The sequence below is a fragment of the Pseudomonas sp. L13 genome (assembly GCF_009935965.1).
Lineage (GTDB): Bacteria > Pseudomonadota > Gammaproteobacteria > Pseudomonadales > Pseudomonadaceae > Aquipseudomonas > Aquipseudomonas lactis.
Window position 1 is genome coordinate 53,725 of record NZ_QODJ01000016.1, and the last position, 25,739, is coordinate 79,463.

The 25,739-nt window shown below is 59.0% G+C and carries 30 protein-coding genes; 20 read left to right on the top strand and 10 right to left on the bottom strand.

Annotation, left to right across the window (positions count from 1 at the left end; translation table 11 throughout):
- Positions 1–2: 2 nt before the first annotated feature.
- Together DK871_RS10955 and DK871_RS10960 are read right to left on the bottom strand one after the other, a co-directional pair.
- Positions 3–776: a molecular chaperone gene (locus tag DK871_RS10955; RefSeq protein WP_161905039.1), complete on the bottom strand. Its 774-nt coding sequence runs from the start codon at positions 774–776 to the stop codon at positions 3–5.
- A gap of 53 nt (positions 777–829) precedes the next feature.
- The gene (locus DK871_RS10960) at positions 830–1,390 is read right to left on the bottom strand and encodes a fimbrial protein (RefSeq protein WP_161905040.1); all 561 of its coding nucleotides are present in this window, start codon (positions 1,388–1,390) and stop codon (positions 830–832) included.
- A gap of 290 nt (positions 1,391–1,680) precedes the next feature.
- Here DK871_RS10960 and DK871_RS10965 point away from each other — a divergent pair, with 290 nt between their 5' ends.
- On the top strand, positions 1,681–3,225 hold the full coding sequence (locus DK871_RS10965) for an EAL domain-containing protein (RefSeq protein ID WP_161905041.1): 1,545 nt from the start codon (positions 1,681–1,683) through the stop codon (positions 3,223–3,225).
- A gap of 194 nt (positions 3,226–3,419) precedes the next feature.
- Positions 3,420–3,785: a histone-like nucleoid-structuring protein, MvaT/MvaU family gene (locus DK871_RS10970; protein ID WP_161905042.1), complete on the top strand. Its 366-nt coding sequence runs from the start codon at positions 3,420–3,422 to the stop codon at positions 3,783–3,785.
- 111 nt (positions 3,786–3,896) lie between these two features.
- Here DK871_RS10970 and DK871_RS10975 read toward each other — a convergent pair whose 3' ends face one another.
- Positions 3,897–4,433, bottom strand: coding sequence for a DUF4946 domain-containing protein (locus DK871_RS10975; protein WP_161905043.1), 537 nt, complete (start codon positions 4,431–4,433; stop codon positions 3,897–3,899).
- A 179-nt stretch (positions 4,434–4,612) separates the two neighbouring features.
- On the opposite strand from DK871_RS10975, the gene gloA reads away from it, so the two are divergent.
- On the top strand, positions 4,613–5,134 hold the full coding sequence (gene gloA, locus DK871_RS10980; RefSeq protein ID WP_161905044.1) for a lactoylglutathione lyase: 522 nt from the start codon (positions 4,613–4,615) through the stop codon (positions 5,132–5,134).
- Positions 5,135–5,200: 66 nt separating this feature from the next.
- Here the strand turns inward: gloA and ahpF are convergent, their stop codons facing one another.
- The 3 genes from ahpF to DK871_RS10995 form a co-directional block, all read right to left on the bottom strand.
- Positions 5,201–6,766, bottom strand: a complete 1,566-nt coding sequence (gene ahpF, locus DK871_RS10985) for an alkyl hydroperoxide reductase subunit F (protein ID WP_161905045.1) — start codon at positions 6,764–6,766, stop codon at positions 5,201–5,203.
- Positions 6,767–6,896: 130 nt separating this feature from the next.
- The gene (gene ahpC, locus DK871_RS10990; protein WP_003191303.1) at positions 6,897–7,460 is read right to left on the bottom strand and encodes an alkyl hydroperoxide reductase subunit C; all 564 of its coding nucleotides are present in this window, start codon (positions 7,458–7,460) and stop codon (positions 6,897–6,899) included.
- 133 nt (positions 7,461–7,593) lie between these two features.
- A complete protein-coding gene (locus tag DK871_RS10995) occupies positions 7,594–8,526 on the bottom strand; it encodes a site-specific integrase (RefSeq protein ID WP_161905046.1) in 933 nt (310 codons plus the stop codon).
- 169 nt (positions 8,527–8,695) lie between these two features.
- Here DK871_RS10995 and DK871_RS11000 point away from each other — a divergent pair, with 169 nt between their 5' ends.
- Positions 8,696–9,703 carry a DNA-binding protein gene (locus DK871_RS11000; RefSeq protein WP_161905047.1) on the top strand — a complete coding sequence of 336 codons (1,008 nt, stop codon included), beginning with the start codon at positions 8,696–8,698 and terminating at the stop codon, positions 9,701–9,703.
- On the opposite strand, the gene gorA is transcribed toward DK871_RS11000, so the two are convergent.
- Complete coding sequence (gene gorA, locus DK871_RS11005) at positions 9,704–11,062, bottom strand: glutathione-disulfide reductase (protein WP_161905048.1); 1,359 nt, start codon at positions 11,060–11,062, stop codon at positions 9,704–9,706.
- Positions 11,063–11,167: 105 nt separating this feature from the next.
- A complete protein-coding gene (galU, locus tag DK871_RS11010) occupies positions 11,168–12,007 on the bottom strand; it encodes a UTP--glucose-1-phosphate uridylyltransferase GalU (RefSeq protein ID WP_003173830.1) in 840 nt (279 codons plus the stop codon).
- Positions 12,008–12,486: 479 nt separating this feature from the next.
- On the opposite strand from galU, the gene DK871_RS11015 reads away from it, so the two are divergent.
- The 11 genes from DK871_RS11015 (at position 12,487) to DK871_RS11065 (ending at position 21,335) form a co-directional block, all read left to right on the top strand.
- Complete coding sequence (locus DK871_RS11015) at positions 12,487–12,672, top strand: hypothetical protein (RefSeq protein ID WP_003191311.1); 186 nt, start codon at positions 12,487–12,489, stop codon at positions 12,670–12,672.
- Positions 12,673–13,172: 500 nt separating this feature from the next.
- Positions 13,173–13,694 carry a fimbrial protein gene (locus tag DK871_RS11020; RefSeq protein ID WP_161905049.1) on the top strand — a complete coding sequence of 174 codons (522 nt, stop codon included), beginning with the start codon at positions 13,173–13,175 and terminating at the stop codon, positions 13,692–13,694.
- 51 nt (positions 13,695–13,745) lie between these two features.
- Entirely contained in the window at positions 13,746–14,306 is a 561-nt protein-coding gene (locus DK871_RS11025) for a fimbrial protein (protein ID WP_161905050.1), read from the top strand.
- A 19-nt stretch (positions 14,307–14,325) separates the two neighbouring features.
- Positions 14,326–16,938: an outer membrane usher protein gene (locus DK871_RS11030; protein WP_161905051.1), complete on the top strand. Its 2,613-nt coding sequence runs from the start codon at positions 14,326–14,328 to the stop codon at positions 16,936–16,938.
- A complete protein-coding gene (locus tag DK871_RS11035) occupies positions 16,935–17,696 on the top strand; it encodes a fimbria/pilus periplasmic chaperone (protein WP_161905052.1) in 762 nt (253 codons plus the stop codon). The genes DK871_RS11030 and DK871_RS11035 overlap by 4 nt, the downstream gene beginning before the upstream one ends.
- A gap of 20 nt (positions 17,697–17,716) precedes the next feature.
- The gene (locus DK871_RS11040) at positions 17,717–18,289 is read left to right on the top strand and encodes a fimbrial protein (protein WP_161905053.1); all 573 of its coding nucleotides are present in this window, start codon (positions 17,717–17,719) and stop codon (positions 18,287–18,289) included.
- A 10-nt stretch (positions 18,290–18,299) separates the two neighbouring features.
- The gene (locus DK871_RS11045) at positions 18,300–18,794 is read left to right on the top strand and encodes a fimbrial protein (protein WP_056783293.1); all 495 of its coding nucleotides are present in this window, start codon (positions 18,300–18,302) and stop codon (positions 18,792–18,794) included.
- Between the two features lie 13 nt (positions 18,795–18,807).
- Positions 18,808–19,287: a fimbrial protein gene (locus DK871_RS11050; RefSeq protein WP_161905054.1), complete on the top strand. Its 480-nt coding sequence runs from the start codon at positions 18,808–18,810 to the stop codon at positions 19,285–19,287.
- An 11-nt stretch (positions 19,288–19,298) separates the two neighbouring features.
- Entirely contained in the window at positions 19,299–19,838 is a 540-nt protein-coding gene (locus DK871_RS11055) for a fimbrial protein (protein ID WP_161905055.1), read from the top strand.
- A 114-nt stretch (positions 19,839–19,952) separates the two neighbouring features.
- A complete protein-coding gene (locus DK871_RS11060) occupies positions 19,953–20,909 on the top strand; it encodes a fimbrial protein (protein WP_161905056.1) in 957 nt (318 codons plus the stop codon).
- 144 nt (positions 20,910–21,053) lie between these two features.
- Positions 21,054–21,335: a hypothetical protein gene (locus DK871_RS11065; RefSeq protein WP_161905057.1), complete on the top strand. Its 282-nt coding sequence runs from the start codon at positions 21,054–21,056 to the stop codon at positions 21,333–21,335.
- A gap of 5 nt (positions 21,336–21,340) precedes the next feature.
- On the opposite strand, the gene DK871_RS11070 is transcribed toward DK871_RS11065, so the two are convergent.
- On the bottom strand, positions 21,341–21,571 hold the full coding sequence (locus tag DK871_RS11070) for a hypothetical protein (RefSeq protein WP_161905058.1): 231 nt from the start codon (positions 21,569–21,571) through the stop codon (positions 21,341–21,343).
- A gap of 145 nt (positions 21,572–21,716) precedes the next feature.
- Positions 21,717–22,067 (bottom strand): hypothetical protein, encoded by a 351-nt coding sequence (locus tag DK871_RS11075; protein ID WP_003191317.1) that lies wholly within the window; start codon positions 22,065–22,067, stop codon positions 21,717–21,719.
- Between the two features lie 212 nt (positions 22,068–22,279).
- On the opposite strand from DK871_RS11075, the gene DK871_RS11080 reads away from it, so the two are divergent.
- From DK871_RS11080 to DK871_RS11095, 5 genes are all read left to right on the top strand, one after another.
- Entirely contained in the window at positions 22,280–22,582 is a 303-nt protein-coding gene (locus DK871_RS11080) for a DUF1883 domain-containing protein (RefSeq protein ID WP_003191319.1), read from the top strand.
- 26 nt (positions 22,583–22,608) lie between these two features.
- Positions 22,609–22,776, top strand: a complete 168-nt coding sequence (locus DK871_RS28610; RefSeq protein ID WP_178116041.1) for a hypothetical protein — start codon at positions 22,609–22,611, stop codon at positions 22,774–22,776.
- Between the two features lie 3 nt (positions 22,777–22,779).
- Positions 22,780–23,445: a DNA oxidative demethylase AlkB gene (gene alkB / locus DK871_RS11085; protein ID WP_161905059.1), complete on the top strand. Its 666-nt coding sequence runs from the start codon at positions 22,780–22,782 to the stop codon at positions 23,443–23,445.
- Positions 23,446–23,520: 75 nt separating this feature from the next.
- On the top strand, positions 23,521–24,594 hold the full coding sequence (ada, locus tag DK871_RS11090; protein ID WP_161905060.1) for a bifunctional DNA-binding transcriptional regulator/O6-methylguanine-DNA methyltransferase Ada: 1,074 nt from the start codon (positions 23,521–23,523) through the stop codon (positions 24,592–24,594).
- A 71-nt stretch (positions 24,595–24,665) separates the two neighbouring features.
- The gene (locus tag DK871_RS11095; protein ID WP_161905061.1) at positions 24,666–25,730 is read left to right on the top strand and encodes a nitronate monooxygenase family protein; all 1,065 of its coding nucleotides are present in this window, start codon (positions 24,666–24,668) and stop codon (positions 25,728–25,730) included.
- Positions 25,731–25,739 lie beyond the last annotated feature (9 nt).

The following is a 25,739-nucleotide window of genomic DNA, read 5'->3' on the forward strand; positions in this document are numbered from 1 at the left end:
AATCAAAACTTCAGGGGGGCTCGCTGCGGCGCGGAGAATGCGCCGTAATCATTGATGTATTTGAAATGCACCTGGGCGTCTGCGGGGATCGTCGGCAGGGTGCCGCGTACAGGCAGTTCGAGGCTGGCACCTGGCGGCACCATGCCTTCTTGTACCGGTATCAGGTGGGCGTCAAGCCGAGGGCCCAGCGCCAGTGCCACCTCGTTGAAGGTCACGTGAAAGGCCGTAGGGTTGTGTACGCGCAGTACGGCTGCGCGCTCGGTGCGCCTCAGACTCCAGCGCAGTTGTGCGGGCGCCTGGTCTGCACTGCCCGGTAAATGACGGGGGCGAAAAAACACTTTGGTGCGGATACGAAAAGCAAACTGCAGGTGGTTTCCTTCAGGGGTTTGCTCGTCAAGCTCGGCCGCGTTGACTTTAGGGGGGATTTCCACGGCATTGAGCCAGAACAGTGATTCTCGATCTGACGGCAGCGGATCCTGGGTGTAGACCAGCCGCACACCCTGGCTTCTCCCCGGATCCAGGCGAAACACCGGGGGCGAGAGGCTGAAAGGTACGTCGCTATGGGAGGGATCTGGAGTGGCATCGCCTTGATCCAGCCACACCTGGACCAGGCGCGGTGCCCGTTTATCGTCGTTGGTCAAGCGCAGGGTGATTTCACGGCGCTGCTGGGGGTAGATATGCCGTGTGCCATCGATCACCACACCCGCGCGGGCCGTGGACGGTAAGCCGGCGATGAGCGCAAAGGTGAGGCTCGCCAGCAATGTGCGAAAAAACATGCGTCCTTCCTTCAAGGCAGGGCCTGGCACGTCGCCAGGCCCACTGGCCTTGATCAGGGGAATGTCACGGAATACAGCACTTGCGTGCTGATCGGGCCGGCGGTCGCTGCCCCGGTGGCGAAGTACTGAGCTGCAAATGGCAACGTCACCGTGCCGCCGTCTGGCACTGTCGCGGTACTCGAACTCAGGCCCAGCCGCAGGTCCAGGGGCAGGTTGGTGACGCCGTCCACAATCTGTACTTCCACGAACTTTGCCGGTTCGGGTGTGGCTGGCGCCTGATTGACCAGGTTACCGGTCGCCGGGTTGATGGCCGGGCTGCTGCTCTCGAATAACACCGCGACCACCGTGTCCTTCGGGCAACTGCCGACTTGGATAAAGAACGGTTTTACCCCCGCCGTCTGCCCGGCTGCCTTGAGTGCGCTAGCCTGGACCTTGTGCAGCGCAATGGCAAAGTCCGGCCCGGCGCCAGGCGCAGCGCCTGCCCCGCCACTGATGCTGCAGGTGGTGCCAGTGATCTCACCGGTCAGGGTGATAGTGCCGTCCGCCGCGAACGCCGGCAGAGCGACAACGCTGTTAGCCATCAACAAGGCAACGGCCAGTGCGATTTTTTTCATTGCTGCAAATTCCTGTGGAGTCGTTAAAAGGCTGCAAGGCGGCTTCCGACATTCGAAAGGCACGCGCCGACCGTCCCGCCAAAATTGGGCTAGCACGGCACTGAGAGAGGCTGGAGGGGTACGGTCCTGAGTCTCTTACTTCTTGCAACGATGGCTATGGTGCCTAGATGAAACTCCCGCCACAACTGACCGAACGGCTAGGTCAACCCGCTCAAAACAACTGAGCAGGCCTGCGTATTGCCATCTATCATCGGCATATCTCACTCTTTTTCTCACGACTGACCGCCCCTATGCCCCTGACCGTCAAAGGCCCACGAAGCCGAGCCGCACGCTATTTCATCAGTGCAACCAGCGGCGCGTTACCCATCTTGCTGGGGGTTGTGATTCTGTATTGGCAAGCCGAGCGCACCCTCGAACAAAGTACGGCGCAAACCGCTCAAGAGGCGGTGCGCCAGTTCGACCTGATGCTCGACAATACCGCCATCGCTGCCCAGGCTTTGCTGCCGTTGGCCGGTAAGCCTTGTGACAGCGCCGCCAAGTTGGCGCTACGTGAACAAGTCACGCGCCGGCCGTTTGTGCGGGCCACGACGCTGTCCTGGCAGAAGAACATCTATTGCAGCTCGTTGTTTGGCGACAGCTACCAATCGCCTGTCAACCCGGACGACTACGTGGATGGACGCCTGTGGTTGATGAAAGGCAACCCCGTCACACCCGATACCGCCCTGCTGGTGTACCGCCTGGTCCAAGGCGATCAAGGTGCGTTTGCCTCGGTTGACGGTTACCACCTCACTAACGCTTTGCGCTTGATCAGTCGTTACGCCTACCTGATTTTGCAAGTTGGCCCGAATTGGCTGGATGATGACGGCAAAGTGCATCAAGGCGCGCTGCCGAAATTTGCCGTGGCGCCACACCGCTTGGCTTCCGAGCGCTATCAGTACAGCGTCGAGGCCGGGATGCCCGACGGTGAGGTCTGGCGCTATATGCAGGCGCGATATCCGGCCCTGTTCAGCCTAGTAGTGTTCTTCGGGATATTGGCGGGGCTGCTCGCTCACTGGCTGCAAAAACGTTCGTCCGCGCCGACCCACGAGTTACAACGCGCCTTGGGGGCCAATGAGTTCATCCCGTATTTCCAACCGGTGGTACGCGGTGACACCCGCCAATGGGCCGGCTGTGAAGTCCTGATGCGTTGGAAGCATCCCAAAGAAGGCCTGGTGCGCCCGGACCTGTTTATTCCCCTGGCCGAAGACTCCGGCCTGATCGTGCCGATGACCCGCGCACTGCTGCGCCAGACCGCCGCGCAACTGGCGCCCCATGCCGCGCGCTTCAGCCCTGGCTTTCATATCGGCGTGAATATCACTGCGCGCCATTGCCAGGACATGGCGCTGGTGCAGGACTGCCGGGAATTTCTGGCCGCGTTTCCACCCGGCCAGGTCACCCTGGTGCTGGAGTTGACCGAGCGGGAGTTGATCGAACCCACCGAGACCACCCGCCGCCTGTTCGAGGCGCTGCATCAAATGGGGGTCATGATTGCCATTGATGATTTTGGCACCGGCCACTCCAGCTTGGGCTATTTGCGCAATTTCAATGTCGACTACTTGAAGATCGATCAGAGCTTTGTCGCCATGATCGGTGCGGATGCGCTGTCGCGACATATTCTGGACAGCATCATAGAGTTGTCGGTCAAGCTGGATCTAGGCATTGTTGCCGAAGGCGTAGAAACAGCCCAACAGTGTGAATACCTCGTGGCCCAGGGCGTGGATTTCCTACAGGGTTACCTGTTTGGCCGACCATCACCCTGCGATGAATTCATTAAATCGTTGGGCATCGTGGAATAGCCTTGCGCGACCTAGGATGAAAGATTGGTCTTTCTTTAAAAGACATGATTTACTCGGGATGAATTAACTACTACAATTTTTTCTGCCTGTGCAGAACTCGCAGAAGGGTCTTTTTCGTTGACGTAGCTTAACGTTCTTGGCTTATAGCTTTGTCTGCAGTTGATATCAGCAACTACATTATTGGAGTACAGATTTTGTCCAGACTCGCCGAATTTCGCGCAGCAGAAAAAGCCCTTCAAGAGCAGCTCGCACAGCTGGAATCCTTGAAGAACGACGCTGGCCTGAAGAAAGAAATCGAATTCGAAGAAAAGCTCAAGACGCTGATGGGCAAATACGACAAGAGCCTGCGTGATGTGATCGCTATCCTCGATCCCGCGCCACGCAAAGGCAGTGCACCGGCCGCCGCCGCGCCTAAACAGCGCCGCGCACGGGTGGTCAAGGTTTACCACAACCCGCACACCGGCGAACTGATCGAGACCAAAGGTGGTAACCACCGCGGCCTCAAAGCCTGGAAAGAAGAGTACGGCGCTGCCACTGTAGACTCCTGGCTTCGCGGCTGAAACATGTACTAAAAAATAGCCCCGTATACGCGGGGCTTTTTTTGCTCTAACGGTTCGGAATCGAACTTAACTCAGCGTTCATGTTGTTCAAATTCGCTCAATTTGAGCGCGTCAAAGTTTCAGGCTGTTACGCACCGAACTGACTTCCTCCTTGCTCGCCTCGTACGCTTGCGCCTGGCCCGCGTATGAAAATACATAGGCTTTATCGACATCCAGCGCACCGACTAATGTTTGCGACAACACGTGTCGACCGTTCTCGGTAATCACACAGGTAGTTTCCAACGCGTCAAGACGACTCAATGTCGTGGGGTGCATTTTGCTGCACACGCTTTGATAACCGCCACGGGCAAAGTCTTTCTGGATCGACTTGCGCATCTCCAGCAACACGCCAGCAAGATTAACTTTATGGCCGGCCTCAATTGGCGTTCCGGTCAACTCCATGACCATCAACGTGGCGCCATTTTCATCATTCTTGATCGCTCGCTGCCGGGACACGGCTTGGGGTGTGGCAGGCGGCTCGCCGTCAGGCACGACTTCTTCGACCTGCCAACCGCTGGGCCAATGGACCTGCGGCTCGGCGGCCAGCACAAACGGGCTGCCCAACAACACGCACACAGCACTCAACAGCGGCCTACGAAACTCGATCATTGCGAAAAACACCCAAGGTTCCAGCGGCAAAGTGTGCGGCCCGGCGCGCGCTGACCGCAAGGGTTGAGCGCGTTTTTTCATTTGGCGCAGCCGGTGCGCCTTGCGTATCATGGCCCGCCTGCATGGAGGCAGGCCGCAAGCCAATGGACCGCTCATCTCACATTTTTTCTGGAGGGCCCATGAGCCTGCACGAATTGAACACCTTCCCGGGCGTCTCCGCCCAACCCGACAACGCCACGGCGAACTTCGTGTTCAACCACACCATGTTGCGGGTCAAGGACATCACCAAGTCGCTGGACTTCTACACGCGTATCCTGGGTTTCTCCCTGGTCGAGAAGCGCGACTTCCCGGAAGCCGAATTCAGCCTGTACTTCCTGGCCCTGGTGGACAAGGCCCAGATCCCGGCCGACGCCGCCGAGCGTACCCAGTGGATGAAGTCGATTCCGGGCATCCTCGAACTGACCCACAACCACGGCACCGAAAACGATGCCGACTTTGCCTACCACAACGGCAACACCGACCCGCGTGGCTTTGGCCATATCTGTATCTCGGTGCCGGACATTGTCGCGGCGTGCGAACGCTTCGAAGCCTTGGGCTGTGATTTCCAGAAGCGCCTGACAGATGGCCGCATGAAGAGCCTCGCGTTCATCAAGGACCCGGATGCTTATTGGGTCGAGATCATTCAGCCGGCGCCGATGTAAGCGTATCGAGCACAACAAAAAAAGCCCCATGATCGCTCATGGGGCTTTTCATTTTCAGCTCAGGATTTACGCCGGAGCAGAGGTACGGATCAGGTGATCGAATGCGCTCAACGAAGCCTTGGCGCCCTCGCCCACTGCAATCACGATCTGCTTGTACGGCACGGTGGTTACGTCGCCGGCAGCGAACACGCCAGGCAGTGAAGTCTCGCCACGGGCATCGACAATGATCTCGCCACGCGGCGACAGTTCTACGGTGCCTTTGAGCCAATCAGTGTTGGGCAGCAAGCCGATCTGCACAAAGATGCCTTCCAGCTCGATGGTCTTGAACTCACCGCTGTCGCGGTCCTTGTAGGCAAGGCCGGTGACTTTCTGGCCATCGCCTTTGACTTCACTGGTCAATGCGCTGGTGATCACATCCACGTTCGGCAGGCTGTAGAGCTTACGTTGCAATACAGCATCGGCGCGCAGCTTGCTGTCGAATTCAAGCAAGGTGACATGGCTGACGATACCGGCCAGGTCAATGGCCGCTTCCACGCCGGAGTTACCGCCGCCGATCACCGCCACACGCTTGCCCTTGAACAGCGGGCCATCACAGTGCGGGCAGAAGCACACGCCACGGGCTTTGTATTCCTGTTCACCGGGCACACCCATCTCTCTCCAGCGGGCGCCTGTGGCCAGGATCACGGTCTTGGACTTGAGTGTGGCACCGCTTTCGAAGCGAATTTCGTGCAGCTCACCGGCATTTTTCGCCGGTACCAGGCTGCTGGCGCGTTGCAGGTTCATGATGTCCACGTCGTACTGACGCACATGGGCTTCCAGTGCGCTGGCCAGTTTCGGCCCTTCGGTTTCCTGTACCGAGATAAAGTTCTCGATGGACATGGTGTCCAGCACCTGGCCACCAAAGCGTTCAGCCGCCACGCCAGTACGAATACCTTTACGTGCCGCGTAGATGGCAGCCGAAGACCCTGCCGGGCCACCGCCCACCACCAGAACGTCGAAGGCGTCCTTGGCGCTGATTTTTTCCGCGGCTTTCTCGATACCGCTGGTGTCGAGCTTGGCGAGGATTTCTTCGAGGCCCATGCGGCCCTGGCCAAAGTTGACCCCGTTCAAGTAGACGCTCGGCACCGCCATGATCTGGCGCTCATCGACTTCGGCCTGGAACAGCGCACCATCAATCGCGACGTGGCGGATGTTCGGGTTGAGCACGGCCATCAGGTTCAACGCCTGGACAACGTCCGGGCAGTTCTGGCACGACAGCGAGAAGTAAGTCTCGAAGCTGAACTCGCCTTTGAGGGCGCGGATCTGTTCAATCACCTCGACACTGGCCTTCGACGGGTGGCCACCGACTTGCAGCAGGGCCAGCACCAGCGAAGTGAATTCATGGCCCATGGGGATGCCGGCGAAACGCAGGTTGATATCGGCACCCGGGCGGTTGATGGAGAACGATGGCTTGCGCGCATCAGTGCCATCGGTGTTCAGGGTAATCAGCGTGGAGAGGCTGGTTACGTCCTGCAAAAGAGCAAGCATTTCCTGGGATTTCGCACCGTCGTCAAGGGAGGCGATGATCTCGATCGGCTGGGTGACCCGTTCCAGGTATGACTTCAACTGAGCTTTAAGATTGGCATCCAACATACGGGCGATTTCCTGTTCATTCGGTTTATTGCAGACAAAAAAACGCCCGAGCGAATCTCGCCCGGGCGTTTCGAGGGCGGATGCAGCTTACTTAAGTGCGGATACCCGCCCTTGATACGCGTTCACAGACTTAGATCTTGCCGACCAGGTCCAGAGACGGCGCCAGAGTGGCCTCGCCTTCTTTCCACTTGGCTGGGCAGACTTCACCTGGGTGGGCAGCAACGTACTGAGCGGCTTTGATCTTGCGCAGCAGCTCGGAAGCGTCACGGCCTACACCACCGTCGTTCAGTTCAACGATTTTGATCTGACCTTCTGGGTTGATCACGAAGGTGCCGCGGTCTGCCAGGCCAGCTTCTTCGATCAGCACGTCGAAGTTGCGGGAGATGGTCAGGGTTGGGTCGCCGATCATGGTGTATTGGATTTTGCCAATGGCTGGCGAAGTGTTGTGCCAGGCAGCGTGGGCAAAGTGGGTGTCGGTGGAAACGCTGTAGATTTCGACGCCCAGCTTCTGGAATTCGGCGTAGTTGTCAGCCAGGTCTTCCAGTTCGGTTGGGCAAACGAAGGTGAAGTCGGCTGGGTAGAAGAATACAACCGACCACTTGCCTTTCAGGTCAGCGTCGGTCACATCGACGAAGCTGCCGTTTTTGAAAGCGGTGGCTTTAAACGGTTTTACTTGGCTGTTGATGATAGGCATCGTTGACTCTCCGTCAGGGGTTAAGAAGTTGATGAGATGAATCCTACCGGCTCTTTCGGTCGATGGCTCATTGGCAAACCTGATGCTGACGATTGGCTTTCTCTATCAGGTGACTGTATTAATAGAAGAAATCTCAAATCAGCGGTTGGGTTGCCAGGGTCATGCCTAGAAACGGCGTCGCTTCAACATAGCGCATCGCAGATTTCATGTCGTTCCAGCCGACGTAACTCATCAGCGACTTCAAATCCCAGCCACTGCGATGCGCCCAAGTGGCAAAGCCCCGGCGCAAGGAGTGGCTGGTGTATTGCTCGGCGGGAATGCCTGCACGCTCAAAGGCCTGGCGCAGTAGCGGGATCACACTGTTGGGGTGCAAGCCCTCCTCGCCCAGGTTGCCCCAACGGTCAATCCCACGAAATACCGGGCCACGCACCAAGGCCGAGGCGCTGAGCCACTCGCTATAAGCCTGCACCGGGCACAGCCGCAGCAGCGCTGGGGTCTGGTAGGTCTTGCCGAGGTTGTCGCGATCACTTTTGCTGCGCGGCAAGTACAGGCTGATGCCCGCGCCTGGCACGGCTTGCACATGCTCGATGCTTAATCGGCACAGCTCATCACTGCGAAACCCGCGCCAAAAGCCCAGCAGAATCAGCGCAGCGTCGCGCTTGGCCCGCAGCAAGCGCGGTTGGTCGTGATGCTCGCTGGCCTGCTTGGCTTCAACGTCCAGGGCTGCGATCACCTGCTCCAAATGCTGAAGTTGCAAAGGCTCGGCCTGTCGCTCTCGCGCCGGGTGCACAGCGCGGATGCCCTTGAGCACCTTGCGTACCACCGGCGCCTTCGTCGGGTCGGCAAACCCTTGGCTGGTATGCCATTGCGCCAGTGCCGAGAGCCGCAGCTTCAAGGTATTGACCGCCAACACTCCGGCATGCGCCACCAAGTAACGCGCCACGCTGTCACTGGTGGCCGGCAGAAACCCTCCCCAACTGACTTCGAAATGCTCGATGGCTGCGCGGTAGCTGCGGCGCGTGTTGTCGCGGGTGGCGGCGTTGAGATATCGGTCCAGGTCGCTCATAGGCGTCTATTCGTACTGCTGACGGGTGAATGACTGATGAAAATGCTCATGACACGGGATAATACGCCAATATCCCATCTGTTAAATCATGAATTTCATCGAGTTTTTAATCATGATAAGGTATGTATATACATACCATGTACCACAGTACTAAATCGACGGAGACCCCATGGCTCGCGGCGGCATAAACAAAGCAGTAGTGCAAACGGCACGCTTGGCGATCCTCGCCCGTGGCGAAAACCCCAGCATCGATGCAGTGCGTATCGAAATGGGTAATACCGGCTCGAAAACCACGATTCATCGCTACTTGAAAGAGCTGGACGAAAGCGAATCACGGCAAACCATCACCCAGGCGCCAATTGACGACGAGCTGGGCGAGTTGGTCGCACGCCTGGCCCAGCGCCTCAAAGAGAAGGCTCAAGAGCCGATCGATCTGGCGCTGGCGCAATTCGAGCAACACAAAACCGCCCTGCTCGCCCAGGTAGAAACCCTGGAAGAGGCGCACACCCAGCTCAAACAGCAATTTGATATCCAGGCCGCAGCCCTGGCCGAAGAAAGCGCGGCGCTGCAAACCGCCAGCACCAGCCTGCAGACCGAGCAAACCCGTAACGCCGGGCTGAGCCAGGCGTGCAGCGACTACGAGCTGAGGCTCAACGATAAAGACGAGCAGATTCGCTCACTGGAAGAAAAACACCTGCACGCCCGTGATGCGCTTGAGCATTACCGCAATGCCATCAAGGAGCAGCGTGAGCAGGAACAGCGCCGCCATGAAGGCCAGTTGCAGCAGGTACAGGCCGAATTGCGTCAGGCACAGCAAAGCGCGCTGGTGCGTCAAGATGAGATCACGCAGTTGCATCGAGATAACGAGCGCTTGCTGAGTGAGCAGCGAGTGACAACCAAGGAATTGACTGCGCTGCAGGAACAAGCTCGCCAGGACCAGGCTCTACAACTGCAACTCAAGGAGCAGCTCAGCCAGATCAACAGCGAACGCACCCTGCTCCAGGAACGCCTGCGCGTGGCCGTGCAGGACAGCCAATCACGCCAGGCCGCACTGCTGGAACACCAGCAGCACAACAAGGCGCTTGAGCTGGACCTGATCAAGGCCCAGGCAAGCATCGAAGCCCTGCGCCTGGCGGCCGTTGTTGCAACGACGCCAGAGGCAGCAGAGCCTAGCTGATCAGTCCGCCACAGGCGTGCGCATGGTGACGAATTCTTCCGCCGCCGTAGGATGCACGCCGATGGTTTCGTCGAAATGCTGTTTGGTCGCGCCCGCCTTGAGCGCGATCGCCAGCCCTTGCACGATTTCACCCGCATCCGGGCCGACCATGTGGCAACCCAGCACTTTGTCGGTGTCGGCGTCGACCACCAGCTTCATCAGGGTCTTTTCCTGGCAATCGGTGAGGGTCAGCTTCATCGGCCGGAAACGGCTTTCAAAGATCTGCACGTTGTGGCCGTTCTTGCGTGCATCCTCTTCCGTCAGACCGACTGTGCCGATATTTGGCAGGCTGAACACCGCCGTCGCGATATTGGCGTAATCCACCGGGCGGTATTGCTCGGGCTTGAACAACCGCCGCGCCACGGCCATGCCTTCAGCCAGGGCCACCGGCGTCAGCTGCACACGACCAATCACATCGCCAATCGCCAGGATCGACGGCTCAGCGGTCTGGTAGAGATCATCCACCGCGACGAAACCGCGTTCGTCCAGTTTGACCCCGGTGTTTTCCAGGCCCAGGTTATCCAGCATCGGGCGGCGGCCGGTGGCGTAGAACACGCAATCGGCCTCCAGCACACGACCATCCTTCAAGGTGGCCTTGAGGCTGCCGTCGGCTTGTTTATCGATGCGTTCGATGTCGGCATTGAACTGCAAGTCCAGGCCGCGCTTGGTCAGCTCTTCCTGCAGATGTTTGCGCACCGAACCATCAAAGCCGCGCAAGAACAAGTCGCCGCGATACAGCAATGAAGTTTGTGCGCCCAAGCCATGGAAGATGCCGGCGAACTCAACGGCGATATAGCCACCGCCCACTACCAGCACGCGCTTAGGTAGCTCTTTGAGGAAGAATGCCTCATTGGAACCAATGGCGTGCTCGCGCCCTGGAATCTCAGGGATCTGCGGCCAGCCGCCGGTGGCAATCAGGATGTGCTTGGCAGTGAAGCGCTCACCGTTAATCTCCACCTGATGGGCATCGACCAGGCGCGCATGCCCTTCATGCAGGGTCACGCCGCTGTTGACCAACAGGTTGCGATAGATGCCATTGAGGCGGTTGATCTCGCGATCCTTGTTGGCGATCAAGGTCGCCCAATCAAAGTTCGCCTCGCCCAGGGACCAGCCAAAGCCACTGGCCTGCTCAAAATCCTCGGAAAAATGCGCGCCATACACCAACAGCTTCTTTGGCACACAGCCGACGTTCACACAGGTGCCGCCCAGGTAGCGGCTCTCCGCCACGGCCACCTTGGCGCCAAAGCCAGCGGCAAAGCGCGCCGCGCGAACACCGCCGGAACCGGCGCCAATTACATACAGGTCAAAATCGTAGGCCATTTCACTCTCCTCGGCAGGACACCAGCATACCGACTTACAGGGGGCTGAAAAACGAAAAAGCCACCCGAAGGTGGCTTTCGCTTAAAACGTACCGGCAAGCGTGAATCAGTAAGCCTTGCCCGTCTTGTAGAAATGCTCGTAGCAGAAGTTGGTCGCTTCGATGTAGCCCTCAGCACCGCCGCAGTCGAAACGTTGGCCCTTGAACTTGTAGGCAATCACGCAACCGTCTTTGGCTTGCTTGAGCAGAGCGTCGGTGATCTGGATCTCGCCGCCCTTGCCTGGCTCGGTCTCTTCGATCAGCTTGAAGATGTCCGGGGTAAGGATGTAACGACCGATGATCGCCAGGTTCGACGGTGCATCTTCCGGTGCTGGTTTCTCGACCATGTCGCGTACACGGATCAAGCCATCGCCAATATCGTCACCGGCGATAACACCGTACTTATTGGTTTCGGTTGGGTTGACTTCCATCACCGCGACGATGGTGCAACGGTATTTCTGGTAGAGCTTGACCATCTGGGTCAGCACACCGTCGCCTTCCAGGTTGACGCACAAGTCATCCGCCAGGACCACGGCGAACGGTTCATCACCGATCAGCGGGCGACCGGTAAGAATGGCGTGGCCGAGGCCTTTCATTTGAGTCTGACGGGTGTAGGAGAACGAGCACTCGTCGAGCAATTTACGGATACCGACCAGGTATTTTTCCTTGTCGGTGCCTTTGATCTGGTTTTCCAGCTCATAGCTGATGTCGAAGTGGTCTTCCAGCGCGCGCTTACCACGACCCGTGACGATGGAGATCTCGTTCAAACCGGCATCCAGAGCCTCTTCCACACCGTACTGAATCAGTGGCTTGTTCACCACTGGCAGCATTTCTTTGGGCATGGCTTTGGTCGCTGGCAAGAAGCGAGTGCCGTAACCGGCTGCTGGGAACAAGCATTTCTTGATCATATGAGTCCTTACAAAGGGCTGTGCGTACGGAATTCGGCGCAGTCTAATCAGGCCGCAGTCACCTTACAATGGGTCCTGCTGGCGTTGCGATGTCATCATAGAGAAAAAATGTCGGCGTAAGTTCCGCTGATCCTGCAAAGCGCGTCACCAATGGTCGGTCAGAACCCGACTTGGCCCCTTGTTTAAAAGGCCTGCAATGGTTTTAGCACGCTTTTGCCCCCCTGGCACTGACCCGCAACAACTTGCGCCCTGCCCCGTAACGCCGTTCAGTTAAGCGTATATCGCCGTCTGTAGGGGCGAGCTTGCTCGCGAAAAACGTCAACGATAATGCGTGTTTCCTGATTGAACGCGGCGCCTGTGGGTTTTTCGCGAGCAAGCTCGCTCCTACAAAAAGCCTTAACTGAACGGCATTAGCGCCCTGCCCCCGCATTTGGCGCTATCATGAGCGCCTTGAACCAAGACCACGAGATTGCCAACAGATGTCAGAACCCAAAGGTGTAAACGGCTACCTGATCACGAAGCGAGCAGACGGCTGGCACTTGATCAATTTTCACGGCGACAGCGTTGCCGGTGTATTCGAGACCGAAAGCATGGCGATTGCCGTCGCCGAGGTGTTTGTGGATGAGGCCGGCCATGCATCGAGCAAGCGGCCGAAAACCAAGTAAGCCTGGTTGCACTGCTTTGAAAGCCCCGTTAAGCGGGGCTTTTTTGTGGCTGTTGCTCAGGCATCATCACCGCCACTGCCCGAAGCCCGGCTAGTTGTTTCGCGCTATTAATGTCTATTGATTTTCGCTGTATGTCATCCCATTCTTACAGCTATCCTCCCAACTAAATTATTCTCATTTAGCCGCATGTAGTTCATTTCTTACAGCCAAAATCAAAGTTTTGGCAAAGTGCCATATTCTTCCTATAAGTCATGATACTGCCTGCCCACATCAATAAGCGAATGTGACGACTTACTTTTTCAAGCCGCCATCACACAATCGCTTCCGCTTCAAACGTGCATCCAAATGGCAATACAACTAGTTGGAAAGTTTGATCTTCTGACCGGCACTCGACTGACGATCAGCCGAGTTCGCTATTGGCCACGTTTGAGGTGAAACGTCAGTCCCACACCACCAGGTAGCGGGGCTCTTCCATGACATTTTTATGTGGGCATCTGCAAATGAAAACTACGTTCAAAACTGCACTGTTAACCATCGGCCTGTTCGCGGGCTCCATGTCCGGAGCCCAGGCGGCAGATGGCACAGTTACCTTTCTGGGATCGGTCCACTCGGGTGCCTGCTCCATCAAGCCTGAATCGGTAGATCAGACCATTCACCTGGGCGCCATCGCCAAGCATCAATTGCAGGCAGGCGGTAAGTCCGAAGCTCGCCGTGTGCTGATTGAGCTGGAAGGTTGCGACCTGACGGACCTGACCGATAACACCGTGACCACGACCTTCACCGCAGCCCCTTCGAGCGATGTGCCTGGCGCAATCGGCACCGTCGGCACCGCAGGCCGCGTCGGCATCATGATGACCCACGGCGGCAGCCCTATCCAACTGGGTGTGGCAACCACTCCCCAGGCCATTTCAACCGGTGACAACACGCTGGAATTCGGCGCCTTTGTTCAAGGCGCAGCGACCGGCGACATCGTGCCGGGTGACTTCAGCGCGGTTACCAATTTCACCTTGGCTTATCAGTAAGTAGCCCCCCCGCCACTTCAGGGTGGCGGGGGGAACGGGTGGGAGATAACGGTGAAAAAACTCATAAGTCTAGCGATGAGCTCGTCACTGGCGGCGGTCATCAGCCCTTGGGTGTTCGCGCAGGAGCCTGCGCAAGGTGAAGGGGTCATCACGCTCGGTGGCAGGGTCGTTGACTCAGCCTGCGGGTTGGAACTGACCAGTGCCGATCAAACCATCGAGATGCCCGCCGAGCCCATTGGCCGGCTGTTGCGAAATGCGCTGGGCGAACCACACCCCTTTGATTTGCGCCTGGTCAACTGCTCATTGACGCGCCCGGACCCTTCACGCCCGGGTGCAACGCTACCTGACTGGGAACATTTGCGGGTGACGTTCGACGGCCCGCGCGACCGGGACGGTCGCTCTTTTGCCGCCTTCGGTGATTCGCAAGGTGTTGCCTTTCATATCTGGGATTCGGCCGGCCAGGAGAGCGTGCCGGGCGAGCCGATGGCGCCGCATCCCTTGGCGGAAGGTGACATGACACTTCACTACACGCTGCGGCTGGTAGGTAACGGGCTGCCCTTGGCGCCGGGCGCTCACCGCGTGGCCGTGCGGTTCAAGTTGGAATACTTTTGAACATTGATGGGTTGCTTTCATGCTGAATGCGTCGAAGATCAAACATACGCTGCGCCCCACCCTGGTTGGCGGGCTGATGTCACTGGCAGGCACAGCCTTGGGTGCCGGGGATATCGAATTCAATACCGACGTTCTTGACCTGAATGATCGCACCAATATCGATTTGTCGCGGTTTTCGCGCAGTGGTTTCATTCTGCCCGGCACCTACACGATGCTTGTGCAGATCAACGGCCAGGCGTTTTCCGAGCAGTCGGTGGCGTTTTATCCCCCCGATGATGACCCGAAGGGTAGCCAGGCCTGCTTGTCCGCAGAGCTCGTGGCGCAACTGGGCCTGAAGGCGATCGAAGCAGCCAGGCTCACAGGGTGGAAAGGCGACGAGTGCCTGGACCTTCAGGGCTTGCCAGGTGCCGAGGTCAGTGCAGACCTGGCCACCTCCACATTGAGCATCAACCTACCCCACGCCTACCTTGAGTACAGCGCGCTCAACTGGGATCCGCCTGCGCGCTGGGATGAAGGCGTACCAGGACTGCTGATCGACTACAACCTGACGGCGCAGTCCAACGCCCAGAAAAACGAGCGCACCCGCAACCACCTCAGTGGCAACGGAACGCTGGGGGCCAATGCCGGGGCCTGGCGCCTGAGGGCCGACTGGCAGGGCCGTGTCGACAGCGCAAGGGACCGTTACGCCGGGGAACAGAAGCTGGAGTGGAGCCGCTACTACGCTTACCGCGCCATTCCTGCCTTGAGGGCGCGGCTGGTGGTTGGCGAAAACTACCTGTATTCGGACCTGTTCGACAGCTTCCGCTTTACCGGTGCCGCGTTGACGTCGGACGAAAGCCAGTTGCCGCCCAACTTGCGCGGTTACGCCCCTGAAGTGGTGGGGTTGGCCAAGACCAACGCCAGGGTGATCGTCAGCCAGCAAGGGCGCGTGCTGTATGAAACCCTGGTGGCCGCCGGCCCCTTTCGTATCCAGGACCTCAATGATGCCGTCACCGGTACGCTGGATGTGCGGGTAGAGGAGCAAGACGGTTCGGTACAGACCTTCAAGCTCAACACCGCAGGCGTCCCCTACCTGACGCGCCCTGGGCAAGTTCGATACAAGCTGGCGAGCGGGCGGCCTTCGGATCTCCAATATGGCGCTGACGGTAACTTTTTCGGCACTGGGGAGTTCTCCTGGGGTGTGAGCAACGGCTGGTCGTTGTTCGGCGGCGCCATCACCGACAACAACTACCGGGCCGCCACTATCGGCGCAGGCCGCGACCTGTTGGCCTTGGGCGCGTTATCCCTGGATGTCACCCAGTCCCGGGCTGAGGTGTGGAATCAAACGCTCTCGGGTAAATCCTACCGCCTGCAATATTCGAAGAACTTTGAACAATACGACAGCCAGGTCACCTTCGCCGGTTATCGGTTCTCCGACAAGAACTTCTTGAGCATGAGTGAATACCTCGACGCTCGTCATTACGGCAGGAACGGCGAACTGGCGGGCCGCGGGCAATACGACGAATTCGGTCAATATGCCGGCGAATTCAAACCTATTGGTGGCAGCAAAGCGCTGTATACGGCGACTGTTAACAAACAATTTCGCGACTTGGGCGCCACGGTCTACGCCAGTTATAACAAACAAACTTACTGGTCGCGGCCGGCTACCCAGCGCTGGAACTTGTCGGTGTCCCGCTACTTCAATGTGGGCACCGTCAAAAACATGAGTTTGTCACTCAACGTTTATCGCACGCTGGATTACAACTATAAGGATAACGGCATGGCGCTGACGGTCAGCCTGCCGTTGGGGCGCAGCGGCACGCTGTCGCTGGACGCCAACCGGGCCGCAGGCAAAAACGGCTTTTCTACGCGCTACAGCGACCGCCTTAATGAGCGCAACAGTTACCAACTGACGGCCAGCGATAATTCAGCCAGTGGCTATCTGAGCCACATGGGTGATCAAGCAGACCTGACACTCGCCGCCAGCCGACAACAAGACAGTCGCACCAGCCTCAGCCTGTCAGCCCGCGGCGGTGGCACGCTCACGTCTCACGGCGCAGCCCTGCATCGCACCAACAGCATGGGCGGCACCCGCTTGATGGTGGATACCGGCGGCGTGCCAGACGTGCCGGTGCGGGGTTACGGCTCGCCGACCCGCAGCAACGCCTTTGGTAAAGCCGTCATTGCCGATCTGAGCAGCTACCAGCGTACGGCGGCCAGCGTCGATCTGGAGAGCCTGCCGAGCAATGTCGAAGCCACCCAATCCGTCACCCAACTGACCCTTACCGAAGGCGCCATTGGTTATCGCGCCCTGGACGTGATTGCCGGTGAAAAAGCCATGGCGGTGCTGCGCCTGCCCGACGGCAGCTCGCCGCCCTTCGGTGCGACGGTCCAGAACGCCAGGCAGCAGGACACCGGCATCGTGAATGACGGCGGCAATGTCTACCTCAGCGGCATTCAAGCCGGCGAACAGATGGTCGTCAGTTGGGGCGGGAACGAGCGCTGCACCCTCACCCTCCCCGAGGTCTTGCCTGCTGACGGCTTGAGTAATGCCCTGCAACTGGACTGCCGAATCGCAGCCACCGACCAACCCTTGTCCGCGCCGGCAGAGCTGACCGGCAAGCCCCCCGTTACGGAGACCACATCCTCATGACCCTGTACAAACGCGCCACCCTCTCGACCCTCACCCTGCTGACGCTCGCCTTGAGCCACAGCACCCACGCTGCAATTGGCCTGGACCGTACCCGCGTGATTTTCGACGGCGGCAAGGACGCCACCAGCGTGAACATCACCAATAACAACACCCAATTGCCGTACCTGGCCCAGGGCTGGATCGAGAATGAAGAGGGCCAGAAACTCACCACGCCCTTGATCGTGCTGCCCCCGGTGCAGCGCCTGGAACCGGGCAAACAGAGCCAGGTAAAAGTCCAGGCGCTGCCGGCGGCCAAGTCGTTGCCCCAGGATCGAGAGACGGTCTACTACTTCAACCTGCGGGAAATTCCGCCACGTACCGATAAGGCCAACACCCTGCAAATCGCGCTGCAAACCCGGATCAAATTGTTCTACCGGCCTCAAGCCATTACGCCCAGCCAGCAAGACCTGTCCAACCCCTGGCAGGAAAAGCTGACCCTGACCCGGCAAGGCGAGCATTACCGGGTGAATAACCCGACGCCCTACTACGTGACCCTGGTGGATGCGCGCAGCACCAAGGAGGGCAAGACCGTGGCCGGTTTCGAGCCGGTGATGGTACCGCCCAAAGGTACGTTGATCCTCGGCCCGACCGCCAAGGCCCTGGGCCCTACCCCGCACTTGGCCTACGTCAATGATTACGGCGGCCGTCCGCTGCTGGCCTTCACCTGCAGTGGCGAGACTTGCAAGGTCAACCTGCAAGCAGCACCGCCCAAACAGTAAGCCTGTCGCTGGAGTCAGCCATGAAGTCTCATTACATAAAGGCGTTAGGCGGCCTGCTATTGGCCTTTGGAGGGAGCGCGCAGGCCGAGGATATCGAGGGCATGAATGGCGTGCTGAATATTTCCGGGTCCATGCACGAAACCCCGTGCAGCCTGGAAATGACCTCACTGCATCAGACCATCGAACTGGGCGACGTCTCCACCAGCCAGTTGCGCCGGCCTGGCGACCAGGCCAACCAAGTGGCCTTTCAGTTGCGCTTTACCGAGTGCAACCGCACCGCCGGCAGTATCCGCAGTGAACGCACCGGCAACCTGACCTGGAGCGCCTTTCAACCGGTGCTGTCGGTGGCGTTCCTCGCGCCTGCCGATGACGACGATTCGCGCCTGGTCAAAGTGCAAGGCATCACCGGCCTGGGGCTGCAGTTGACCGACGCCCTGGGGCGGGACGTACAACTGGGCCAACGCGGCGAACCGCTGTTCTTGCCCCTGGGCGGTAATACCAAGACCTGGAACGTTCGGCCCACGCGCACCGCTGCGCCATTGACCAGCGGGGCGTTCCGGGCCGTGGTGGATTTCAGGCTCAATTATGAGTAAGGGCAGAACCATGGCTAAGTCATACGGCCCCTGGGCCGTGTTAATGGGCAGCGGCTTGCTCTGGGCGCTCAGCCTGGGGGCGCAGGCCGAGACCAACCTGACCATCCGCGCGGTGATCATCGCGCCGCCGCCGTGTGTCATCAACAGCGGCAGTACGCTCGACGTGCCTTTTGGCAATGACCTGCTGACCTCGCGGGTCGACGGGGTCAATTACCGCCGTGGCGTGCCGTACACCGTCACCTGCAGCGCCCCTTTCAGCAACGCGCTGACCCTGGAACTTCGGGGCACCGGTGCCGCATTCGACAGCCGCGTGCTGGTCACCCGCAAGCCGGATCTTGGCGTAAAGCTGTTCGTCAATGGCGCCGATTGGCCACTGAACACGGCGGTGAACTTCACCTACCCCAACGTGCCGGTGGTGCAGGCGGTACCCGTCAAACGCCCGGGCAGCACGCTGACGGGAGGCGCATTCGATGCGGCCGCCACCCTCGTGGTCGATTATCAATGAAGAGGAATGACCAATGATCTGTTGGCCGCAGCGAGCGTTGCTCGCCTTGTGCTCCCTGGGCCTGTGCAGCGCTGCATCGGCCAACCTGACGTTCAGCGGCACACTGAATGAGCCTCCCCCTTGCACCATCGATGCGGGAAACACGATCGAGGTGGATTTTGGCGATGTCGGGATCAAACGCGTCGACGGCGTGCAATACCGCAAGGGCGTGGGCTACACCATCAACTGCGGCACCGACACGCTGCCATGGGCGTTGAAATTGAGTGTCAACGGCACGGCAACCACGTTTGACGGCGCGGCGGTACAGACAAGCGTGCCGGCGCTGGGTATTCGGGTTTTCCAGAACAACCTGCCATTTTCACTCAATACGCCACTGGGTATCAGCCTGTCATCACCGCCCGTACTGGAAGTGGTACCGGTCCAACAGCCCGGCGCAACCCTGGCGCCCGCAAGGTTTAACGCGGTGGCCACGCTGTTGGCCGAATACCAGTAGGAGCCGAATCAATGGGACATAAACACTACAAGAGTTGGCCATGTGCCGTGCTGATATTGGCCTTGGGCTCAATCACGGAGGGGAAAGCGGCAGACAACCTCAGCTTCAAGGGCAATCTGGTGGAGCAAGCCTGCACCCTGCGCCCTGGCGACGAAGCCGTCACCTTGGAACTCTGGGACGTTACCAGCAAGCACCTTTATATCAACACCCGCTCACAGGGAAAGGATTTCAGGCTGCATCTGGAAAATTGCGACACCACCATTGGCGACACGGTCAGCATCACCTTTGGCGGCAGGGAAAACACCGCGTTGCCCGGCATGCTCGCGCTGGATGGTGGCAGTGGCGCCTCAGGCATCGGGGTGGGCATAGAGACGCCGAGCAACAAGCCACTGCCGTTGAATGCGCCCAGCGATGCGCAGGTGTTGATAGATGGCAGCAACGTGATCGCGCTGAAAGCCTTTGTGCAGGGCGAGCCGCAGGCCATCAGCGACCAGACCATCGGCCGAGGCGCGTACAGGGTGACCTCGACTTTTACGTTGGACTATCCGTAGCCATTCATGGGCTGAAAACAGCCTTGGGCGAATCTTAAATGTCATCCGGACCGTTTCAACAGGGGCTGGATACCGGCGGACGACGTCAGGACAGAGGAGCAGCGAGAGATCAATATGAAACGACTCTATGGAGCCATGGCACTTATCATCCTGATAAGTGTGACCACAACAGCGCAGGCCGTCGATTGCCGGGTAAACGGAGGACCTTGGCAGAACGGCAATCCCAACTTACAGGTACCCGTTACGGTAACCCTGAGCGCAGACCGCACCAGGATCACGCTGGAAGGAGCGCGGCTGGAATGCCGATTCACCTACAGTGGAGGCCCTGCCTGGCATGCGGATTACTGGGCATCCGGCAGCGCAGCAGGTACAGCTTGGACGCCGGGGCCTAGGTTCGCCAGCGAAAGGACTGGTTTGCGCATCAATGGAACTCACTACAACACCCCGGTTCCGTCGGGCATAGGAATAGTCACCGTGCCCAACAACGGGGTGTTTTATCCGGTCAATGTCACACCCTACATTCTGGTCCGTAACTATCCGGCCAATCCGATTGAGGTTCGGATTGGCGATAACCTGGGTCTGCTACGCCTCACCAGCTCCAACAATTACGACGCCACCCGACCGCAACTGACAGTCACTTACACAGCCGCAAATAACTTTACCGTCTCCCCATCAACCTGCACGATCAACAATAACAACCCAATCGAAATAAACTTCGGCAACGTGCACCAGCGGGGTATCGGTACCGATCCGTTGACCACCGACATCCGCAGTGACCGCAGGCTCACCTACTCCTGCCCGGATGGCGGGGTTAACACACCGATCACCATCACCTACAAAGGCACGCCCTCCTCATTTGACAATCGGCTGCTGGCGATGACCAACCCAAACGTAGGTACCGCCCTTGTGCGAGCGGGTTCTGCGGTTAGGGTCAACGGTTCATTCCTGACCCGCATCACCAACAGCGTTGGGGGCGATGATGTGACGTTTACGCTGGTACGACGAGCCGGCTCGCTGCCTGCCGCCGGGGCAATCAGCGGAAGTGGCGTGCTGGTAATGGCCGTGCCATGACCGATATCAACAGCTGACTCATCGGGTGTGCAAGCGCAGTACCGGTAACCTGCCGCTGCACACCCGATGGCAGTTCGCTATAATCGCCGGCAACGCCCCACGACAGTGTCAGCGCCCTCTATTTCCTCTCGACGAAGATCCCTTATGAACAAAATCCTGGCACTGACCGCAGTACTGGCACTCGCCGGCTGCACCACCGCTTCCGACACCGTGCTGAAAAATGGTGAACAAGGCTTGACCATCGACTGCTCGGGCGAGGCCAATTCATGGGCCAGTTGCTACGAGAAAGCGGACGCATCCTGCGCGGGCACCGGTTACCGCATCGTCGGTACCAACGGTACGCCGGCGCTCAAGGAAAGCGACAAGACCCTGGGCCAGGACGTGGGCAACTTCAAAGGCCGCAGCGTGGTGGTGGTCTGCAAGTAACGCTGCTACAGGTGCACTTCGGCGAACTTGATCCCCAGGCCACGCAGGGTGTCGATCAGGTCATCCAGGCGCGCGAATGATTCGACCTCATCCTGCTCGTCCACCAGGAAGTAGCTGCGCCCGCCGCTCTTCTTGAAAAATACGATCCACTCGCCCAAATCGGCGGGGTTCTGGATGACATGGGTGGCCGAAATCTGCCCTTCGGCATGGCGGGCTTTGACGTGTTCTCGTTTCATAACGGGCTTTCCAGAAAAACAAATGCCGCTCAAACCCAGGGTTTGTGCGGCATCTTTGTAGTGAATGCCCGACAGTTTAACGGATGCAGGCCGTCCCTGCAGGGTGATGGCTTTTTTTATCGGGTGTGAGGGGTGGGCCTGTGGCTCAACCGGAAATGCACTCTTCCCCTGCCTTCTTCACGTCGCCCGGGCGGATGGGCACATTGGACATGCTTTCATAAAGCTTGATGCTGCTACCGCTGGAGCGGTCTTCAATTTCAAAGATTGCCGAAGGGTCTGCCGAGAATTTCTGCGGCACGATCACCTGAATGCCGTCTTTATGAGGCTCGATCTGCGGCGGCCGACGGGTCGCCTCCAATTTGCGCACCACACACGCCGCATATTCCTGCGGCTTCTTCCCTGAGATGACCACCAATGTTGGCGGGGTCTGCTTGATATCTGCAACCGAAGCACACCCACCTATTGCCAAGGCCAGCACCAACACACTCCACTTCATACAAAAACCTCCGATAAAGACCCTACGACAGCGGGGATGGTAATTTTCTCCCACCAACGTAGGATTTATCTGTGATAACTCGGTAAATAACTGTTTTAAATTGTCGAAGTCGTCGACGACGGCCCGATAATAAACGCGCTGGGGCTGATAAACTCCATCTTAACCTACGTATCGTTCTGATTTTTCAGAAAAAGCCCTTCTGGAGACACCCCATGAAATTCATCCACCAGCGTGAGCACCTCAACGAGGGAGACATTGTCGTCATCGAATGCTCGCAGACCTGCAATATTCGCCTGATGAGTGATGCGAACTTTCGCAGCTTCAAAAACGGCGGCCGCCATACCTACCACGGCGGCGCCTTTGATAAATTCCCGGCCAAGATCACCGCACCGAGCACCGGCTTCTGGAACATCACCCTGGATGTGGTGACCCGTCGCGCCATCAGCGTGACCCGCAAGCCTGCGCTGTCCCACAAGATCCGCATCGTTCGTCGCACCAGCAGTAAGCTGAGCTGACCCGAACATCTGATAGGAAAAAAGCTGTGACCACCACAACCAAATACGTCATCAAGTACAAGCTCAACGGCGAACGCCGCTTTGAATTCGCCCAACTGCACAGCAACAGCGTCGATGAAGCCAAGCAAGCCTTGGCGAAAATTCATGATGCCAACGACGAAATCACCGACATCAACGTGAGCAAGGCACTGTAAGCCATGCCGGGCCCTACCGCCGATTTGTTTGCCGATGATGCCCTGCAACAGCCTGCCGGGCGCGAGCAAATTGGCGAAGAATCCTACGTACTGAAGGGCTACGCCCTGCCCTGTATCGAGCGGTTATTGCCTGAACTGCGGCGTGTCCTGGCTCAATCACCGTTTCGGCAGATGGTCACCCCCGGCGGCTTTACCATGTCGGCGGCGCTGAGCAGTTGCGGCGAGCTGGGCTGGACCACCGACGCCCGTGGCTATCGCTACAGCCCACTCGACCCGCGCAGCCAGCAACCCTGGCCCGTCATGCCCGACACATTGCGCCAACTGGCGGTGGCAGCGGCTACCGAGGCCGGTTTCAGCGGTTTTCAACCCGATGCCTGCCTGATCAACCGTTACGTACCAGGGGCGAAAATGTCCCTGCACCAGGACAAGGACGAGCGCAGCTACAGCGCGCCCGTGGTCTCGGTGTCCCTGGGGCTGCCAGCGATTTTCCTGTTCGGTGGCCATGCGCGCAGCGACAAAACCCAGAAGGTCTCGTTGTTCCATGGTGATGTGGTGGTGTGGGGCGGCGTTGATCGCCTGCGCTTTCATGGCGTGATGCCGATCAAGGACGGCGTGCATCCGGTCATGGGCTCGCAGCGCATCAACCTGACCTTTCGCACCGCCGGCTAATTTGACCGCAAGCTTCGGAGTGTCGGGCGCGAGCGGCAGGCTTAATCTGCTCCTGAACCGTCAAGAGTGCAGGCCATGAACAACGAACACGATCCGCGCTGGGCTGCCATTATTGCCCGTGATGCCAAGGCTGACGCGCTATTTGTCTACGGCGTGAAAACCACCGGCGTGTATTGCCGCCCCAGCAGCGCCTCGCGCTTACCGCGCCCGGAAAATGTCGAGTTCTTCGACACGCCGGCGCAGGCAGAGGCTGCTGGTTATCGCCCGAGCAAACGCGCTGCTGGCGACCAGACCCAATTGGCCGCACACCATGGACAGTTAGTGGCCGAGGCCTGCCGGCAAATCGAACAGGCCGAAACGCCGCCTAGCCTGGACATGCTTGCCCGATGCGCCGGGTTGAGTCCGTTTCACTTCCACCGCGTATTCAAAGCCAACACCGGGTTGACCCCCAAGGGTTACGCCAGCGCCCTGCGTTCGCGCAGAGTGCGCGACGGCCTCAAGGGCCAGCATTCGGTGACGGACACCCTGTATGACGCGGGCTTCAATTCCAATAGCCGCTTTTATGAAGCTGCCGACCAAGTGCTCGGCATGAAACCGCGAGACTACAAAGGCGGCGGTGCCAATAACACCATCCGCTTTGCGGTTGGCCAGTGCTCGCTGGGGGCGATTCTGGTGGCGCAAAGCCAGCGTGGCGTGTGTGCGATTTTACTGGGCGATGATCCGGACAAACTGGTGCGTGACCTGCAAGACCAGTTTCCCAAGGCTGAGTTGATCGGCGCGGATCAGGGTTTCGAACAACTGGTGGCCCACGTCGTCGGCTTTGTCGAGGCCCCTGCCCTGGGCCTGGATTTGCCCCTGGATTTGCGCGGCACAGCCTTTCAGGAGCGAGTGTGGCAAGCGTTGCGCGACATCCCTGTGGGCAGCACCGCCAGCTATGCGCAGATTGCCGAGCGCATCGGTGCACCCTCCTCCTTTCGCGCCGTGGCCCAGGCCTGTGGTGCCAACCACTTGGCGGTGGCGATTCCCTGTCATCGCGTGGTGCGCAGTAATGGTGAGCTGTCGGGCTACCGTTGGGGCGTGGAGCGCAAGCGTCAGTTACTTGAGCGCGAAACCCAGCCCCACAAAATGCCGCTTCCGTCCAGTGAATAAAACAGACTGGCCGGGCGCCGATTGCCCTGCTAAAACAGCGAAAAGCCCTACTAACGCTGGAGACGCACCCCATGAGCAACTGGCCAGACACCCGCATTCTTGACCTGTTGGGCATTGAGGTGCCGATCATCCAGGCGCCGATGGCTGGCGCCACCACCACCGCCATGGTCATCGCCGCCCAGCAAGCCGGCGCACTTGGCTCCATGCCCGCCGCAGCCTTGAGCCTGGAGCAACTGCGCGAGGCCTTGGCCCTCATTCGCCGGGCCAGTCCTGCGCCGCTGAACGTCAACTTCTTCTGCCATCAACCGCCTGATGCTGATGAAGCGCGGGACCAGGCTTGGAAGGCTTTGCTGCAACCCTACTACCATGAGCTGGGCGCCGACTTCGATGCGCCAACCCCGGTGTCCAACCGTGCACCCTTCAATGACGCAGCCTGCCAGGTGGTGGAAGAGTTTCGGCCAGAAGTGGTGAGTTTTCACTTTGGCCTGCCAGAGAAGTCCTTACTGGACCGAGTAAAAGCCACCGGTGCCGTGGTGCTGTCATCGGCCACCACCGTCGAGGAAGCCGTGTGGTTGGAACAGCACGGCTGTGACGCGATTATCGCCATGGGCCTGGAAGCGGGTGGGCATCGCGGCCTGTTCCTCAGCGATGACCTCAACAGCCAGATCGGCTTGATGGCGCTGTTGCCGCAGATTGTCGATGCGGTCAGCGTGCCGGTGATTGCTGCGGGCGGAATCGGCGATGCGCGTGGCATCGTTGCGGCCTTTGCCCTCGGCGCTTGCGCAGTGCAGATCGGCACGGCCTACCTGTTCACGCCCGAAGCCACTGTAAGCGCTTCCCATCACCACGCGCTGCGCCATGCCCAGGCCAGCGAAACCGCGCTGACCAACCTGTTTACCGGCCGCCCGGCGCGGGGCATCGTCAACCGGGTGATGCGTGAACTCGGCGCCATCAACCCGGCGGCCCCGGCGTTCCCCAAGGCCGGAGGCGCATTGATGCCGCTCAAGGCCAAGGATGAAGCCGGTTTCAGCAACCTGTGGGCAGGCCAGGCCCTGAGGCTGGGCAAAGACCTGTCCACCTATGACCTGACACGCCAATTAGCCGAGCACAGCTTGAGCAAACTCACCCGCGGCTGATCTGAGCAG